This window comes from Nonomuraea sp. NPDC004354, assembly GCF_053602555.1.
In genome coordinates this window covers 509,783-523,444 of sequence record NZ_JBSGDV010000001.1, presented here as the reverse complement: position 1 = coordinate 523,444, position 13,662 = coordinate 509,783, and the positions used below count along the sequence as shown (strand labels likewise).

18 protein-coding genes are annotated in these 13,662 nt (G+C 71.5%); 9 read left to right on the top strand and 9 right to left on the bottom strand.

What is annotated here, in order from left to right; translation table 11 throughout:
• Window positions 1–58: 58 nt before the first annotated feature.
• Window positions 59–781, bottom strand: a complete 723-nt coding sequence (locus ACWENQ_RS02465; protein WP_354906759.1) for a GntR family transcriptional regulator — start codon at window positions 779–781, stop codon at window positions 59–61.
• A 291-nt stretch (window positions 782–1,072) separates the two neighbouring features.
• Between ACWENQ_RS02465 and ACWENQ_RS02460 the strand changes: the two genes are divergently transcribed.
• Window positions 1,073–1,270 carry a hypothetical protein gene (locus ACWENQ_RS02460; RefSeq protein WP_449917036.1) on the top strand — a complete coding sequence of 66 codons (198 nt, stop codon included), beginning with the start codon at window positions 1,073–1,075 and terminating at the stop codon, window positions 1,268–1,270.
• Window positions 1,271–1,432: 162 nt separating this feature from the next.
• Here ACWENQ_RS02460 and ACWENQ_RS02455 read toward each other — a convergent pair whose 3' ends face one another.
• Together ACWENQ_RS02455 and ACWENQ_RS02450 are read right to left on the bottom strand one after the other, a co-directional pair.
• Window positions 1,433–1,783, bottom strand: coding sequence for a Zn-ribbon domain-containing OB-fold protein (locus ACWENQ_RS02455; protein ID WP_452412678.1), 351 nt, complete (start codon window positions 1,781–1,783; stop codon window positions 1,433–1,435).
• On the bottom strand, window positions 1,780–2,919 hold the full coding sequence (locus tag ACWENQ_RS02450; protein WP_452412677.1) for a thiolase C-terminal domain-containing protein: 1,140 nt from the start codon (window positions 2,917–2,919) through the stop codon (window positions 1,780–1,782). Before ACWENQ_RS02450 ends, ACWENQ_RS02455 begins: the two co-directional genes overlap by 4 nt.
• A gap of 117 nt (window positions 2,920–3,036) precedes the next feature.
• On the opposite strand from ACWENQ_RS02450, the gene ACWENQ_RS02445 reads away from it, so the two are divergent.
• The 7 genes from ACWENQ_RS02445 to ACWENQ_RS02415 are packed head-to-tail and all read left to right on the top strand — an operon-like array spanning window position 3,037 to window position 9,019.
• Window positions 3,037–3,660, top strand: a complete 624-nt coding sequence (locus tag ACWENQ_RS02445) for a flavin reductase family protein (protein ID WP_354906763.1) — start codon at window positions 3,037–3,039, stop codon at window positions 3,658–3,660.
• Window positions 3,657–4,757: an acyl-CoA dehydrogenase family protein gene (locus tag ACWENQ_RS02440; RefSeq protein ID WP_452412676.1), complete on the top strand. Its 1,101-nt coding sequence runs from the start codon at window positions 3,657–3,659 to the stop codon at window positions 4,755–4,757. The genes ACWENQ_RS02445 and ACWENQ_RS02440 overlap by 4 nt, the downstream gene beginning before the upstream one ends.
• Entirely contained in the window at window positions 4,754–5,512 is a 759-nt protein-coding gene (locus ACWENQ_RS02435) for an SDR family oxidoreductase (protein WP_452412675.1), read from the top strand. Before ACWENQ_RS02440 ends, ACWENQ_RS02435 begins: the two co-directional genes overlap by 4 nt.
• A 29-nt stretch (window positions 5,513–5,541) precedes the next feature.
• The gene (locus ACWENQ_RS02430) at window positions 5,542–5,898 is read left to right on the top strand and encodes a PadR family transcriptional regulator (protein ID WP_354906766.1); all 357 of its coding nucleotides are present in this window, start codon (window positions 5,542–5,544) and stop codon (window positions 5,896–5,898) included.
• On the top strand, window positions 5,895–6,896 hold the full coding sequence (locus ACWENQ_RS02425; protein ID WP_452412674.1) for a hypothetical protein: 1,002 nt from the start codon (window positions 5,895–5,897) through the stop codon (window positions 6,894–6,896). Before ACWENQ_RS02430 ends, ACWENQ_RS02425 begins: the two co-directional genes overlap by 4 nt.
• Before the next feature lie 31 nt (window positions 6,897–6,927).
• Window positions 6,928–8,229, top strand: a complete 1,302-nt coding sequence (locus ACWENQ_RS02420) for a DUF2252 domain-containing protein (RefSeq protein ID WP_452412673.1) — start codon at window positions 6,928–6,930, stop codon at window positions 8,227–8,229.
• Between the two features lie 43 nt (window positions 8,230–8,272).
• Entirely contained in the window at window positions 8,273–9,019 is a 747-nt protein-coding gene (locus tag ACWENQ_RS02415) for an SDR family oxidoreductase (RefSeq protein WP_452412672.1), read from the top strand.
• 3 nt (window positions 9,020–9,022) lie between these two features.
• Here the strand turns inward: ACWENQ_RS02415 and ACWENQ_RS02410 are convergent, their stop codons facing one another.
• From ACWENQ_RS02410 to ACWENQ_RS02385, 6 genes are all read right to left on the bottom strand, one after another.
• On the bottom strand, window positions 9,023–9,364 hold the full coding sequence (locus tag ACWENQ_RS02410) for an RNHCP domain-containing protein (protein ID WP_354906770.1): 342 nt from the start codon (window positions 9,362–9,364) through the stop codon (window positions 9,023–9,025).
• 229 nt (window positions 9,365–9,593) lie between these two features.
• Window positions 9,594–10,391 carry an ATP-grasp domain-containing protein gene (locus tag ACWENQ_RS02405; protein ID WP_452412671.1) on the bottom strand — a complete coding sequence of 266 codons (798 nt, stop codon included), beginning with the start codon at window positions 10,389–10,391 and terminating at the stop codon, window positions 9,594–9,596.
• An 87-nt stretch (window positions 10,392–10,478) separates the two neighbouring features.
• Complete coding sequence (locus tag ACWENQ_RS02400; protein WP_354906772.1) at window positions 10,479–10,736, bottom strand: hypothetical protein; 258 nt, start codon at window positions 10,734–10,736, stop codon at window positions 10,479–10,481.
• A gap of 62 nt (window positions 10,737–10,798) precedes the next feature.
• Window positions 10,799–11,056, bottom strand: coding sequence for a hypothetical protein (locus ACWENQ_RS02395; protein ID WP_354906773.1), 258 nt, complete (start codon window positions 11,054–11,056; stop codon window positions 10,799–10,801).
• 162 nt (window positions 11,057–11,218) lie between these two features.
• On the bottom strand, window positions 11,219–12,124 hold the full coding sequence (locus ACWENQ_RS02390) for an SDR family oxidoreductase (RefSeq protein ID WP_449917059.1): 906 nt from the start codon (window positions 12,122–12,124) through the stop codon (window positions 11,219–11,221).
• Between the two features lie 14 nt (window positions 12,125–12,138).
• Window positions 12,139–12,882, bottom strand: a complete 744-nt coding sequence (locus ACWENQ_RS02385) for an SDR family oxidoreductase (RefSeq protein WP_449917062.1) — start codon at window positions 12,880–12,882, stop codon at window positions 12,139–12,141.
• 45 nt (window positions 12,883–12,927) lie between these two features.
• Here ACWENQ_RS02385 and ACWENQ_RS02380 point away from each other — a divergent pair, with 45 nt between their 5' ends.
• Window positions 12,928–13,659: an enoyl-CoA hydratase family protein gene (locus tag ACWENQ_RS02380; protein WP_452412670.1), complete on the top strand. Its 732-nt coding sequence runs from the start codon at window positions 12,928–12,930 to the stop codon at window positions 13,657–13,659.
• Window positions 13,660–13,662 lie beyond the last annotated feature (3 nt).

Sequence of the window (13,662 nt, the reverse complement as noted above, 5' to 3'; positions counted from 1 at the left end):
CAGCGCGGAACGACGACCCGCGCCGCACGGACGGGATCACCCCCAAGCGAGCGTGGTCCTAGCGGAGGCCCAGCTCGTAGCGAATCAGGTGCTTGTCGGCCGGGAGCACCGAGACGGCCACGCGCACCGGCGTGTCGGCGCTGTCGTAGCCGACCCTGATGTAGACGACGACCGGGGTCCCCAGCTCCAGCTGGAGGCGCTCGGCCTCCTCCTGGTTCGGCATCCGCGCCATGATGTCGTCGACCACCCGCACCTGCTTGTGGCCGAGCTCCTCGAGCACCCTGTTGGCCCCGCGGGCGATGTCTCCCGGCCTGGCGATCTCGGAGTCCTGCACCAGCGTCCGCGGGAAGTAGGAGTCGTTGGTGTTGTACGGCTGGCCGTCGACGAAGCGCAGCCGGCGCCTGACGACCGCCAGGTCGCGGTCGCCCAGCTGCAGCCGGCTGGCGATCTCCTCGACCGGGCTCACGATCTGCACCTCGATCGTCTGGCTCGGCTCGCGGCCCTCCTGGGAGACGGCGTAGGCGAAGGCCTCGCGCACCTCGCCGCGCGGCTGCGCGGCGAGCTCCCGCTGCGGATACATCAGCAGCGGACGGCGGTCGCGGACGATCGTGCCGCGCCGGGGCGCGCGCGTGACGAGGCCCTCGTTCACCAGCTCGCCGAGGGCCAGCCTGACGGTGTTGCGGCTTACGCCGTACTGGTCCTGAAGGTGGGCTTCTGTGGGCAATTGCGCCCCGGGGCCGAGGTCGCCGGAGTAGATGGCCCTTCGCAGATCCGAAGCCACCTGCTGATACAGCGACGACCGAGCCACTTTCACCCCTTTTGTTCCAACAATTTAGACGATCTGGTTCTATCTAGCTACAACCCCTTGACCGGACGGCATTGACAGCCGCATCATCCATTCGTTGGTACAAATCCATCGAAAGGTCGGGCGAGGGGGTGACGGCCGGTGCTGCCGGTCCGCGCGGGTACGCCGTACCTGCCCTGGCACGACCCCCGCGAGGCAACACGTTTACTGCGTTACGCGTTGCACCGCCAGGGGTTCACCCACACCTACCAGAGCAATGGGAATGGCATGTCCGTGCTGTCCGTACTGACCGAGTTGACCGTGTGGTGCAGGGACGGCTCGTTCGAATGGCACGAGGAGGGATCGACCGTCACGCACCCCATCGACGACCCGGTAGGCGCGGCACTCCGCATCGCCGAGCGCTACCGGCACCCCACGACAGACGGTCACTCCCCCACCGGCTCCGTGCGCGAGCACTCGGCGTAGGACCCCATCCCTCGCCGGGGTCCTGGGTCGACGCGCACGGTACGGAGGCGCGTCCTGGCGGGTCCCCCACGCCCGCCAGGGCGCGCTCTCTTGGTAAGAGCGCGCTCTCGTCGTCAGGCGGGGTCCGCCTCCCGCCACGCCGCCCACGCGGTCGGCGTCCCCTCAGGCGGTCCACTCGATCAGCGGCCCGTCCGCGAACAGCGCCCGCACCCGCTGTCCCCGCCGCGGCTCTCCCTCGCCCCGCCAGCTCCCGTACAGCACGCACCGCGGCGCCTCGGCCAGCCGTACGCGCACGACCGTGAAGGGCGCCGCGGCCCGCCAGTGGCTCACGATCCAGCTCTCCACCAGCCCCTCGGGCGCCACGGCCGTCCACGACCACCCCTCGGTACGGCACGCCGCGCAGAACGCCCTGGCCGGGAACCTGGCCAGGCCGCACGAGGAGCAGCGCTGCACCGCCAGAACGCCCTTGGCCACCAGGTCCCACCACTCGGCCGAGTCCCTGTCCACGCTCATCCCTTCCGCAGGATCAGTGCCGACGTGGCGGCCAGGATGTGCCCCGGCTGGGCGGTCGACAGCGCCACCTCGGCGCCCGGAACCTGCCGCTCCCCCGCCTCGCCGCGCAGCTGGGAGACGGCCTCGGCGACGTGGTTGAGCCCGTGGACGTACCCCTCGGACAGGAAACCGCCGTGGGTGTTGACCGGCGGCCCCTCGCCCGAGGCCGCGAAGGGCCCGCCCTCTCCCTTGGCGCAGAAGCCGTAGTCCTCCAGCTGGACGATCACCGAGTAGGTGAAGCAGTCGTAGAGCTCGGCCACGTCGATGTCGGCGGGGCCGACGCCGGCCATGCCGTACAGGCGGGGGGCGAGGGCGGCGGCGGCGGTCACGGTCGGCTCGCCTGGCGCCAGGAAGGAGTCGCCGCCGCCCCAGGCGGCGCCCGAGATCAGCACGGGCGGCCTGCGCAGGTCGCGGGCGCGTTCGGCGGTGGTGACGACCACCGCACAGGCGCCGTCGGTCTCCAGGCAGCAGTCGAGCAGCCGCAGCGGCTCGGCGATCGGGCGGCTGCCCAGGTAGTCGTCGAGGGTGATGGGGGTGCGCATCAGCGCGCGCGGGTTGGCCGCCGCGTAGGAGCGCTGCCGGACCGCCACCTGCCCGAAGTGCTCGGGCAGGGTGCCGTATTTCAGCATGTGGGTCCTGGCGTACATGGCGAACTGCTGGACCGGGGCGCCGTAGCCGTACGGGGCCAGGTACTGGGTCTCGGGGCTCGGGTTCGGCGCGGTCCCCATGCGGAACTCGGACCTGGCGTTGATCGCGCGGTAGCACACCACCGTCTCGGCCAGGCCCGCCGCGACGGCGAGGGCCGCCTGCCCGACGACCGCGTGCGAGACGCTGCCGCCGCCGAAGTGGTCGAGGTACCAGGTGGGCGCGGCGATCCCGAGCGCGGGGCCGACCACGGAGGGCACGGCCGAGTCGCCCACCCGGTGGGTGGCCAGGCCGTCCACGTCGTCGGCGGTGAGGCCCGCGTCCTCGAGCGCGGCCAGTACGGCCCGGCACGCCAGGGTCAGCGTGCTGACGCCCGAGTCCTTGGAGAACGGCGTGTAGCCGACGCCCGCGACGGCCGCGGCGTCCCTGAAATCAAGCAAGCGCTTGGCCACACAAACGACGCTATGCCGGGCCGGAAACGGCTGTCAACGCGTTGACAGCCTTCCGGGGAGACGCCTACCGTCCAAGCAAGCGCTTGGTAAGATAGAGTGGTGGACGAGGAGGCGCCCATGAGCACACACGCTGCCCGGCTGATCGCGCCGGACGGCTGTGACGGCAGGCCGCATGTCGCGCCGTACCAGCCCGGCACCGCCAACGGCACCCGCGAGCACCCCGCCGACCACGGAGCCGACCACGGAGCCGACCACCCCGCCGGCAACGCCGCCAAGCACTTCAGGTCGGTCCTGAGCAGGTTCGCCACGGGCGTCGTGGCCATCACCGCCCTGGACCCCGACAGCGGCGCGCCGAGCGGCCTGGCGGCCAACTCCTTCACCTCCGTCTCGCTCGACCCGCCGCTCGTGGCCTTCTGCGTCGCGCACACCAGCACCAGCTGGCCCCGCCTCCGGGCGGCCGAAACGCTGACCGTCAACGTACTGGCCGAGCACCAGCAGCAGGTCTGCGCGCAGCTCGCGGCCAGGGGCGGCGACAAGTTCGCGGGCCTGGCCTGGAGCCGTTCCCCCGGCGGCAACCCGTTACTCGAGGGCGCGCTGGCCTGGCTCGAGTGCTCGATCGAGGCCGAGCACCCCGCGGGCGACCACGTGATCGTCGTGGCGCGGGTGCACCAGCTCGACGCCCACGCCGACGGCGGGCCGCTGCTCTTCTTCCGCGGCGGCTACGGGCGATTCGCCTCATGACGCTCAGGCACGAGATCAGGGACTGGCTGGAGTCGGCGCTGTCGGGCGAGTTCGCGCACGCCCGCGGGCTGGGCGGCCCCGGCCGCGAGCACGAGGGCCACGACGTACGGCACGCGTGGGAGCGCCACCTCGGCAGGGCGGGCTGGACGTGCCTGGCCTGGCCGAAGGAGTACGGAGGCCGCGACGCCTCCCTCGAAGACCAGATCGCCTTCCACGAGGAGTACGCGAAGGCGGACGCCCCCGCCCGGGTCGGCCACATCGGCGAGGGGCTGATCGGTCCCACGATCCTCGACTTCGGGACGCGGGAGCAGAAGGACCGCTTCCTTCCGCCCATCCGGCGCGGCGACGAGTTGTGGTGCCAGGGCTACTCCGAGCCCGAGGCCGGCTCCGATCTGGCTAACGTCCAGACCAGGGCCGTGCTCGACGGCGACGCGTGGGTCGTCACGGGGCAGAAGGTGTGGACGTCGCTGGCCCACGTGGCCGACTGGTGTTTCGTGCTGTGCCGTACCGAGGAGGGCTCCCAGCGGCACCGGGGCCTGTCCTACCTGCTGGTGCCGATGCGGCAGGCCGGTGTGGAGGTGCGCCCGATCCGGCAGCTCACCGGCACCGCCGAGTTCAACGAGGTGTTCTTCGACGGCGCGAGGACCGCGAAGGGCAACATCCTCGGCGCGCCGGGCGAGGGCTGGAAGGTGGCGATGGCGACGCTCGGCCACGAGCGCGGCGCCTCCACACTCGGCCAGCAGATCGGTTTCCAGCGCGAGCTGGCCAAGGTCGTCGCGGCCGCGCGGCGGACGGGCGCGCTCGACGACCCGCTGATCAGGGACGAGCTGGCACGGTCGTGGCTGGAGCTGCGGATCATGCGGTTCAACGCGCTGCGGCCCGGCGCCGAGCCCTCCGTCGCCAAGCTCTACTGGTCGCAGTGGCACCAGCGGCTGGGCGAGCTGGCCCAGGCGGTGCTGGGCAAGGAGGGGCTGGTGGGCGAGCTCGGCGACCTGCAACGGCTCTACCTGTTCAGCCGCGCCGACACCATCTACGCGGGATCGAGCGAGATCCAGCGCACCATCATCGCCGAACGCACCCTGGGGCTGCCCAAGTGAAGTCACACGGCCTGCTCGAAGGAAAGGTCACGCTGGTCACCGCCGCCGCGGGCACCGGCATCGGCTACGCGACCGCCCGGCGGTGCGCCGAGGAGGGCGCGACCGTGGTCGTCTCCGACCGGCACGAGCGGCGGCTGCGGGAGGCGGCCGAGGCGCTGGCCGCGCTGACCGGGGTCGAGCCGCTGGCCGTACCGTGCGACGTCACCTCGGAGGACCAGGTGCGCGCGCTGGTCGAGGCGACAGTGAACGCGCACGGGCGGCTCGACGTGCTGGTCAACAACGCGGGCCTGGGCGGCACCGCGGAGCTGGCCGAGATGACCGACGAGCAGTGGCACGCGGTGCTCGACGTGACGCTGACCGGCACGATGCGCTGCACGCGCGCGGCGCTGCGGCACATGATCCCGCGTGGCGCGGGCGTGGTGGTCAACAACGCCTCGGTGGTGGGCTGGCGGGCGCAGCGCGGGCAGTCGCACTACGCCGCGGCCAAGGCCGGAGTGATGGCGCTGACCAGGTGCGCCGCCGTCGAGGCCGCCGAGCACGGGATCAGGGTCAACGCCGTCGCGCCCTCGCTGGCCATGCACCCGTTCCTGTCCAAGGTCACCACCGAGCAGGTGCTGGCCGAGCTGGTGGAGCGGGAGGCGTTCGGCAGGGCGGCGGAGCCGTGGGAGGTGGCCAACGTGATCGTCTTCCTGGCCAGCGAGTACTCCGGCTACATGACGGGAGAGGTCGTCTCGGTCTCGAGCCAGCGCGCCTGATATCTTGTCAGGCATGTTATGTTGAGTTCATGAATATGACGGAGCCCATGTTCCTGGCTCTGACGGCACTTCTCGACGAGCCGCGCCACGGCTACGGCATCGTCCAGGAAGTGGAGCGCCTGTCCGAGGGCAAGGTGCAGCTGAAGATCGGCACGCTGTACGGCGTGCTCGACCGGCTCGCCGCCGAGGACCTGGTCGAGCTCGACCACGAGGAGGTGCAGTCGGGGCGGCTGCGCCGCTACTACCGCCTCACCGACGCCGGCGAGGGCGCGCTCCAGACGGAGGTCGCCAGGCTGTCCGGCACCCTCCAGGCCGCCACCGCACGGCTCGACGCCCGCAGGCGCGCCTTCACCCCCCGACCGTCGGCCGCCGGAGGTCTCGCATGACCCTGCTGGAGCAGCGCTACCGCTTCGTGCTCAGGATGCTGCCCGCCTCCTACCGGGCCGAGCGCGAGGAGGAGATGGTCGACGCCTATCTCGACAGCGCCGGCCAGGTCCCGGACGAGGACAACCCGCGGCCGAGCTGGCGCGAGGTCGCCTCCGTGGCCGCGCTGGCGGTCAGGGCCAGGGCCGGCGGGCTGGGCGCCGCTCCCCGCTACCGGGCGATGGGCGACGCGGTCCGGCTGGTCGCCCTGCTCGGCCTGGGCTTCCATGCCGTGCTGGGCTGGTACGGCCTCGTCGGCACGCTGTTCTCCCTCGGTGTCGTCGGCTCACTCCCCGCCGAGTTCCTGATCACCGATCCGGCCGGGCGGGCGTGGCAGCTCGTGTCCGCGGCGGCGGATCTCGTCGGGATCGCGGCCTTCGCCACGCTCGCGCTCGGCCGCGTGCGGGCGGCGAGGATCCTCACCTACGCCGGCCTGCTGTTCCTCGGGGTCACGCTCGCGCAGGAGCTGTTCGTCTGGGAGCGGCCGGCCGTCGACGAGCTGTCCTACCTGCTGGTGACGGCGGTCCCCGCCGTGGCGCTCCTGCTCGGCCAGCACCGGGACGCGCCGGTGCGCCGCTCGTCGCTGCTCGCGGTCCTGCCGCTGGGGCTGGTCGTCCTGTACGTCGCCGCCGGATTCGGTATCACCCGGGACCTGGCCTTCTACACCGGCGCCGGTCTGGACTGGATGGCCGGGTGGATCGACCCGCACGGCCTGAGCGCGGTCGCGACCGTGGTGGCGGGCGTGGTCTGCCTCGCCCGGAAGGCCCCGCCGGCCTGGAGCCTGGCCCTGGCCGTCGTCGCGGCGCTGCTGGGCGTGCTGCGGGCGCCTGTCCGCTACGACGTCGAGGGCGTCTTCACGCAGCCCCTGGTAGCCACCTGGGCCGGTCAGGCCGCGGGGCTGCTGCTGCTGGCCGCCGCGCTCGCCGTCGTCAGCGTGCGGGCGCTGCCGCGCGCGACCTAGCCTGGAGGGGCGCGCGGGACTACGGTGAACTATGGCGACACAGAGCCGCGCGTCACACCTCCTCGAGGTGCTGACCACCGAGTTCGGCCCCTCCATCGAGCGTGACCCCGCCGCGTTCCTGCGTAAGTTCAGGAAGATGGCGGGGTCGGCGTTCGCCTTCTACCGCGGCAGCGCGGCCGTCTTCTACGCCGACATGACCGGCGACTTCGCCGACGACTCCTACCTCGACGGGCCCACCCGCCGGGTCTGGATCCACGGCGACCTGCACGCCGAGAACTTCGGCACCTACATGAACGCCTCCGGCGCCCTCGTCTTCAACGTCAACGACTTCGACGAGGCCTACGTCGGGCCCTACACCTGGGACCTGAAGCGCTTCGCGGCCAGCGTCGCCCTCATCGGGTACGGCAAGGCCCTGTCCGACGAGGCGATCTCCCGCCTGGTGAGCGACTTCGGCACCGCCTACCTGACCGAGCTGACCGCCATCGCCAAGGGCGGCGACGACGCGATCGGCTCGCTGACGCTGGGCACCACCACGGGCGTGCTCCACCGGGTGTTGCAGTCGGCGCGGTTGCACACGCGCGTGGCCCTGCTCGACGTCGAGACCGTGGTCGACGACTACGACCGGCGCTTCGCGCTCATCGACGGACGCGAGCCGGTCTCGGAAGGGACCAGGGCGGCGGTGGTGGCCGCCTTCGACGACTACCTCACCACGCTGCCCGGCCTCGCCGGCCCCGTGGAGCACGTCATCAAGGACGTGGCGCTGCGCAAGGGCGTCGGCATCGGCTCGGCGGGGCTGCCGTCCTACAACCTTCTGCTGGAGGGCCGCACCCAGGCGCTGGAGAACGACGTCATCCTCTACATGAAGCAGGCCCAGGTGCCCGCCGTGGCCAGGCACATCCACGACGAGAAGATCGCCGCCTACTTCAGGCACCAGGGGCACAGGACCGCCGAGTCGCAGCGCGCCCTGCAGGCCTACGCCGATCCGTGGCTCGGCTACACCACGCTCGACGGGATAGGGCAGCTGGTGGCGGAGGTCTCGCCGTACTCGGCCGACCTCGACTGGGACGACGTCAACGAGCCCGGCGAACTGCGCTCGATCGTGCGCGATCTCGGGCGGGCGGTGGCCAGGATGCACTCGGTCGCCGACGACGAGTCCGCGCACGACCTGGTCGACTTCTCCACCGAGGAGGCGATCGTGTCGGCCATCGACGGTGACACGACCGGGTTCGTCAGGATGCTGGTGGACTTCGCCCACGCCTACGGCGCGCAGGCCCGCCAGGACCACCAGACGTTCGTCGACCTGTTCAGGAACGGCCGCATCCCCGGCCTGTGACCACCCTGGAAACCGACTGGTCGGTATGGCATGCTTCCCCACCATGACGCTGTTCTCGGTGGAAGGCAAGAAGGTCGTCGTCACGGGCGGCTCCAGGGGCATCGGGCGGATGATCGCGGCGGGGTTCGTCGCGGCCGGAGCCACGGTCCACATCTCCGCGCGCAAGACGGCCGAGGTCGCCAAGGCCGCCGACGAGCTGGGCTGCGTGGCCGTGCCGGCCGACCTGTCGACGCCCGAGGGCGTCGACAGGCTGGCCGAGGCGGTCGAGGGGCCGCTGCACGTGCTGGTCAACAACGCGGGGGCGACCTGGGGCGCCCCGCTGGAGGAGTATCCCGAGCACGCCTTCGACAAGCTCTGGGGCATCAACGTGAAGGGCGCCTTCTTCCTCACTCAGCGCTTCCTCCCCCAGTTGCGCGCGGCGGCGGACGCCGACGACCCGGCCCGGGTGATCAACATCGGCTCCGTCGACGGCATCAGGGTTCCGGCGATGGAGAACTACGCCTACTCCGCGGCGAAGGCGGGAGTCCACATGCTGACCAGGCACCTGGCCAGGCAGCTCGCCCCCCAGCACATCACGGTCAACGCGATCGCCCCAGGCCCGTTCGACTCCAGGATGATGGCCTTCGCCCTCGACGATCCCGCCACCCGCGAGCTGGTCGCCGCCGGCGTGCCGCTGGGCCGGATCGGCCGCCCCGACGACATGGCCGGGGCGGCGATCTTCCTGTCCTCGCGGGCGGGCGCCTACCTGACGGGCGCGGTGATCCCGGTGGACGGGGGCATCACCGCCTGAGGCTCAGAGGCGGGCGAACCAGTCGAGCGGGAAGGGCGGCTGCGCGAGCGGGGCGACGGCCAGGCGCATCAGCGTGAGCGGGTTGTCGTCGCCCGCGATGCGGTTGGCGTCGAGCTCGCCGCAGAAGGTGCAGCGGTGGATGATCTGCCACTCGCCGCCCTGGCGGACGTGGATGGCGATGGGCGCCATCCCCGCCGCGCAGTCGGCGGCGCGGTCGCCGGGGGTCCTGTCGACGTGGCGGGACCACAGGCAGGTCGGGCAGTGGTTGCGGTGACGGGTGCCGGGCGCGTCCATGGGGACGTCGAGCCGGCAGTTGACGCAGCGGAACGAACTCTTACGAGGCAACGGAGTAGCACTTTCGAGGCGTTGCGGACGGGACACCTGTGCCGCCGTCACGCCAGGCGGGATCAGCCCCGCGGGCCGCTCCGGCCAGGGGATGAGTCCGCTCGAGGGCGCGCGACGGCGACCTCGGTGGCCGCGGGCATCAACATTCCCCCTCGCGTCGCTCGTGTTCCTGCTCGTCGTGCGCAGTCAACCAACCCGCCGCCGCACCGCGCAACGGGTTTTCCGCCCCTCAGAGCAGCTCGGTGAGCGCTTGGGCGAGCCGGTCGGCCGCGCCGTCCATGTGGCTCAGATAGAGGTAGGGCTCGGTGAGCTCCAGCTCCATCAGGGCGGGGCTGCCGTCCGGGAGCCTGATCAGGTCGACCCTGGCGTAGAGCAGGTCGCCCGGCACCGCCGCGAGCACCTTCTCGGCCAGCTCGACCAGGTCGGGGGCCGGCGTGCGCGGGTCGGCGCGGCCGTTGTCGGCGAGGGTCTGCCCGCCGGCGAGCATCGCGTTGCGCCGGACGGCGTGGCTGAAGGTCCTGTTGAAATAGAGCAGCGACGTCTCGCCCTCGGCCTCGACCATGTCGAGGTACGGCTGGACCATCGGCGTACGGCCCGCGTCCACCAGCGCCTGCGCGTGCGCCCTCGCCACCGCCCTGTCGGTGGTCCTGATCGTGTCGCGCGCTCCCGCCGAGACCGCCGGCTTGACGACGTACTCGGCCCAGTCCGGCAGGTCGTCGGCCGACCAGTGCGTCGGCACGGCCGGCAGGCCCAACTCGCGCAGGTAGGTCTTGTCGGTGTTGGCGTCGAGGATCGGCGCCGGGTTGAGCAGCCGGGTCACGCCGGCGGTCGCCTTCGCCCACGCCAGGAACTCCGGGCGCCTGTCGACGTAGTCCCATACGGAACGGACCACGGCGGCGTCGAACACGCTCCAGTCGACACCGGGATCGTCCCACCGGACCGCCCTGCCCTCGATGCCTGCCGCGCGCCAGGCGGCCAGCACCGGATCACGCTCGTCGTCGCGGGACTCAGCGCTATCACATGTCACATATGCACAGATCGTCACCCGACGGATGTTACGCAACAGGCGCGAGCCGGGTCGTCGCCGACCCGGCTCGCACGCTGATGAGGCCGACTAGTCGACCCAGAACCTGACGCCGACGCCGCTGCGGTTGGTGGCGGTGATGGCGTTGCCGTTGATGTTGTTGACGTTGGTCGCGCCACGGGTGCCGAAGTTGCCCGCGAACACGTTGCCGAAGTTGTTGCCCGACTGGACGGCCCCGTGGTTGTGGCTGCTGTTGCGGATGTAGGTGTCGGCGCTGGCGGGGGCGCTCATGAGGGTGGCGCCCGCGGCGGCGACGACGATTCCGGTGACGCAGAGCTTCTTGAGCATGTCGGCTACCTTCCAGGTCAGGTTGTTGTGGAACGTTCCATCCGTGGGGGAGGACGTGGTGGCTAGTAGAAGATGTACGTCACCACGATGCTGCCGTTGGAGGCCGTGTTCGCGATGCCGTTGATGTTGTTGACGTTCGTGGACCGACCGGCGCCGACGTTGGCGGCCCGCACGTTCCCGAAGGTGTTGCCCGACAGCCAGGCGTCGCTGTTGTGGCTCCAGTTGCTCGTCCACGTGTCGGCGTGTGCGGGGGGCGCCAGCAGCGTGGCGCCCGCGGCCGCTGCCACGAGGGCACCGGTTGCGCACAGCTTCTTGATCACTTCAGCTCCTTCGCCAGTTGGGGTCGCGGACGGCGGCACGCATGGGCCCGTAGCGCGCGGCCATCCCGTTGACTCCGCTTGACCGGGTGGGTCAAAGCCAAAGCGATCATATAGCTGAGTGCAGTTGATGGGTAGCTCTTAGTAATCAGAAGATTGTTCTGCTCACGAGCCGTAGACCGGCTCGGGTTCGGGCGCCTGGGCCAGCAGAGCGTCGACCGCCGGGCCCACTTCGGCGGGATCCCACCGGCCGCCCTTCTCGACCGCGGGCCCGTGCCGCCAGCCGGTGGCCAGTCCGATCCGCCCGCCCTCCACCTCGAAGACCCGGCCGGTCACGTGGCCGGAGGCGACCGAGCCGAGCCAGGCCACCAGCGGGGCCACGTTGGCCGGGTCCATGGGGTCGAATCCGTGCTCCGGCCTGGCCATCGTGGCCGTGAACACCTCCTCGGTCATCCTGGTCCTGGCGGCGGGCGCGATGGCGTTGACCGTCACCCCGTAGCGGGCCAGTTCCGCTGCCGCGACCTGGGTGAGGGTGGCGATGCCGCCCTTGGCCGCCGCGTAGTTGCCCTGCCCGACGCTGCCGAGCAGGCCCGCCCCCGACGAGGTGTGCACGACGCGGGCCGCGACCCGATCGCCGGCCTTCGACCGCTCCCGCCAGTGGGCGGCGGCGTGCCGTAAGGGGAGGAAGTGGCCCTTGAGATGGACCCTGATCACCTCGTCCCACTCGTGCTCGGTCATCGAGACGAGCATCCGGTCGCGCAGGAAGCCCGCGTTGCTGACCAGCACGTCCAGCCTGCCGAAGGCGCTGACCGCCATCTTGACCAGCCTGGCCGCGCCGTCCCAGTCGGCCACGTCGTCACAGTTGGCCACGGCCTGGCCGCCCAGGTCGCGGATCTCCTCGACCACCTCGAGGGCGGGGGCGCCCGACCTGCCGCCGCCGTCGCGCCCCGTGCCGAGGTCGTTGACGACGACCTTGGCACCCTGCCGGGCGAACTCCAGCGCGTGCGCCCTGCCGATGCCGCGCCCGGCACCCGTCACGATCACGACCCGGCCTTCACAGATCCTCGCCACGCGACCTCCTTGGGTTATCGGGAGATTTCATCAGATGCCAGCCACTTCCAGGCAGGGGTCTCGCCGCCCCCGTGCACGAGAACCTGCGCCCCCGTGACGTAACGGGCACCCGCCAGCCAGAGGCACACCTCGCCGACGTCGTCCGGCTCGGCCATCCGCCCGGCCGGGATGGTCGCGCTGAGGAGCTCGATCCTGTCCCTGTAGTGCTCGCCGGCGTTCTCGGTCCTGGCCAGGCCGACCACGATCGTGTTCACCCTGACCTCGGGGGCCCACTCGGCGGCCAGGCAGGCGGCCAGATGGTGCAGGCCCGCCTTGGCCGCGCCGTACGCGGAGGTTCCAGGGGACGGGCGGGTGCCGCTCGTGCTGCCGATCATGATCACCGCGCCGCTCGTGGCGGCGAGCAGCGCGTGCGCCCGCTGGGACACCAGGAGCGGCGCGGTCAGGTTGAGCTCGATGACGCGGGCGTGCAGGCGGGGCGAGGTGCCGGCGACCATCGCGTACGGCGCGCCGCCGGCGTTGTTGACCACCACGTCCAGCCGGTCGAGCCCGCCGAACAGCCGTTCCAGGTCCTCGGGGTCGCGCACGTCCGCCCGGACGAACCGGACACCGGCCCCGTCGACGGGTTCGTCCGGCGGGGTCCTGGCACAGACGACCACCTCGGCGCCCGCCGACCGGAAGGCGCGGGCGATCCCCCGCCCGAGCCCCTTGGTGCCGCCCGTCACCAGGACCACCTTGCCGGTGTAGTCGTAGGAGATCACGGATGCTACGGTACCAAGCAAGCGTTAGGTAACAACAGGAGCGTCATGGGAATCACGCTGCGGGCGGGACCGATCGCCGAGGTGGTCGTCGACGTCCCCCCGGTCAACGCGCTGCGAGTGCGGGACTGGCACGACCTGGCGCGGGCCGTCCACGCCGCGGGGCAGGACCCCGGGACCAGGGTCGTGGTGCTGAGAGCCGAGGGCCGCGGGTTCAACGCGGGCGTGGACATCAAGGAGATGCAGCGGAGCGCGGGCCACTCCGCGCTCGTCGGCGCCAACAGGGGCTGCTACGAGGCGTTCGCCGCCGTGTACGACTGCGCGGTGCCGGTGGTCGCCGCGGTGCACGGCTTCTGCCTCGGCGGCGGCGTCGGCCTGGCCGGCAACGCCGACATCGTGGTCGCCAGCGACGACGCCTACTTCGGCCTGCCCGAGGTCGACAGGGGCGCGCTCGGCGCGGCCACCCACCTGGCCCGGCTGGTGCCGCAGCACCTCGTGCGCGCCATGGTCTACACGTGCAGGAACGTCACCGCGCAGGAGCTGCACGCCTTCGGCTCCGTGCTGCGGGTGACGGCCCGCGACAAGCTGCTCGAGGCCGCCATGGAGGTGGCCGACGTGATCGCCGGCAAGGATCCCTACGTCATCAGGCGCGCCAAGGAGTCGCTCAACGGCATCGACCCGGTGGACGTCAAGCACAGCTACCGCTTCGAGCAGGGCCTCACCTTCGAGCTGAATCTGATGGGCACGGGCGACGAACACAGGGAGAGGTTCCTGCGGTGAGCA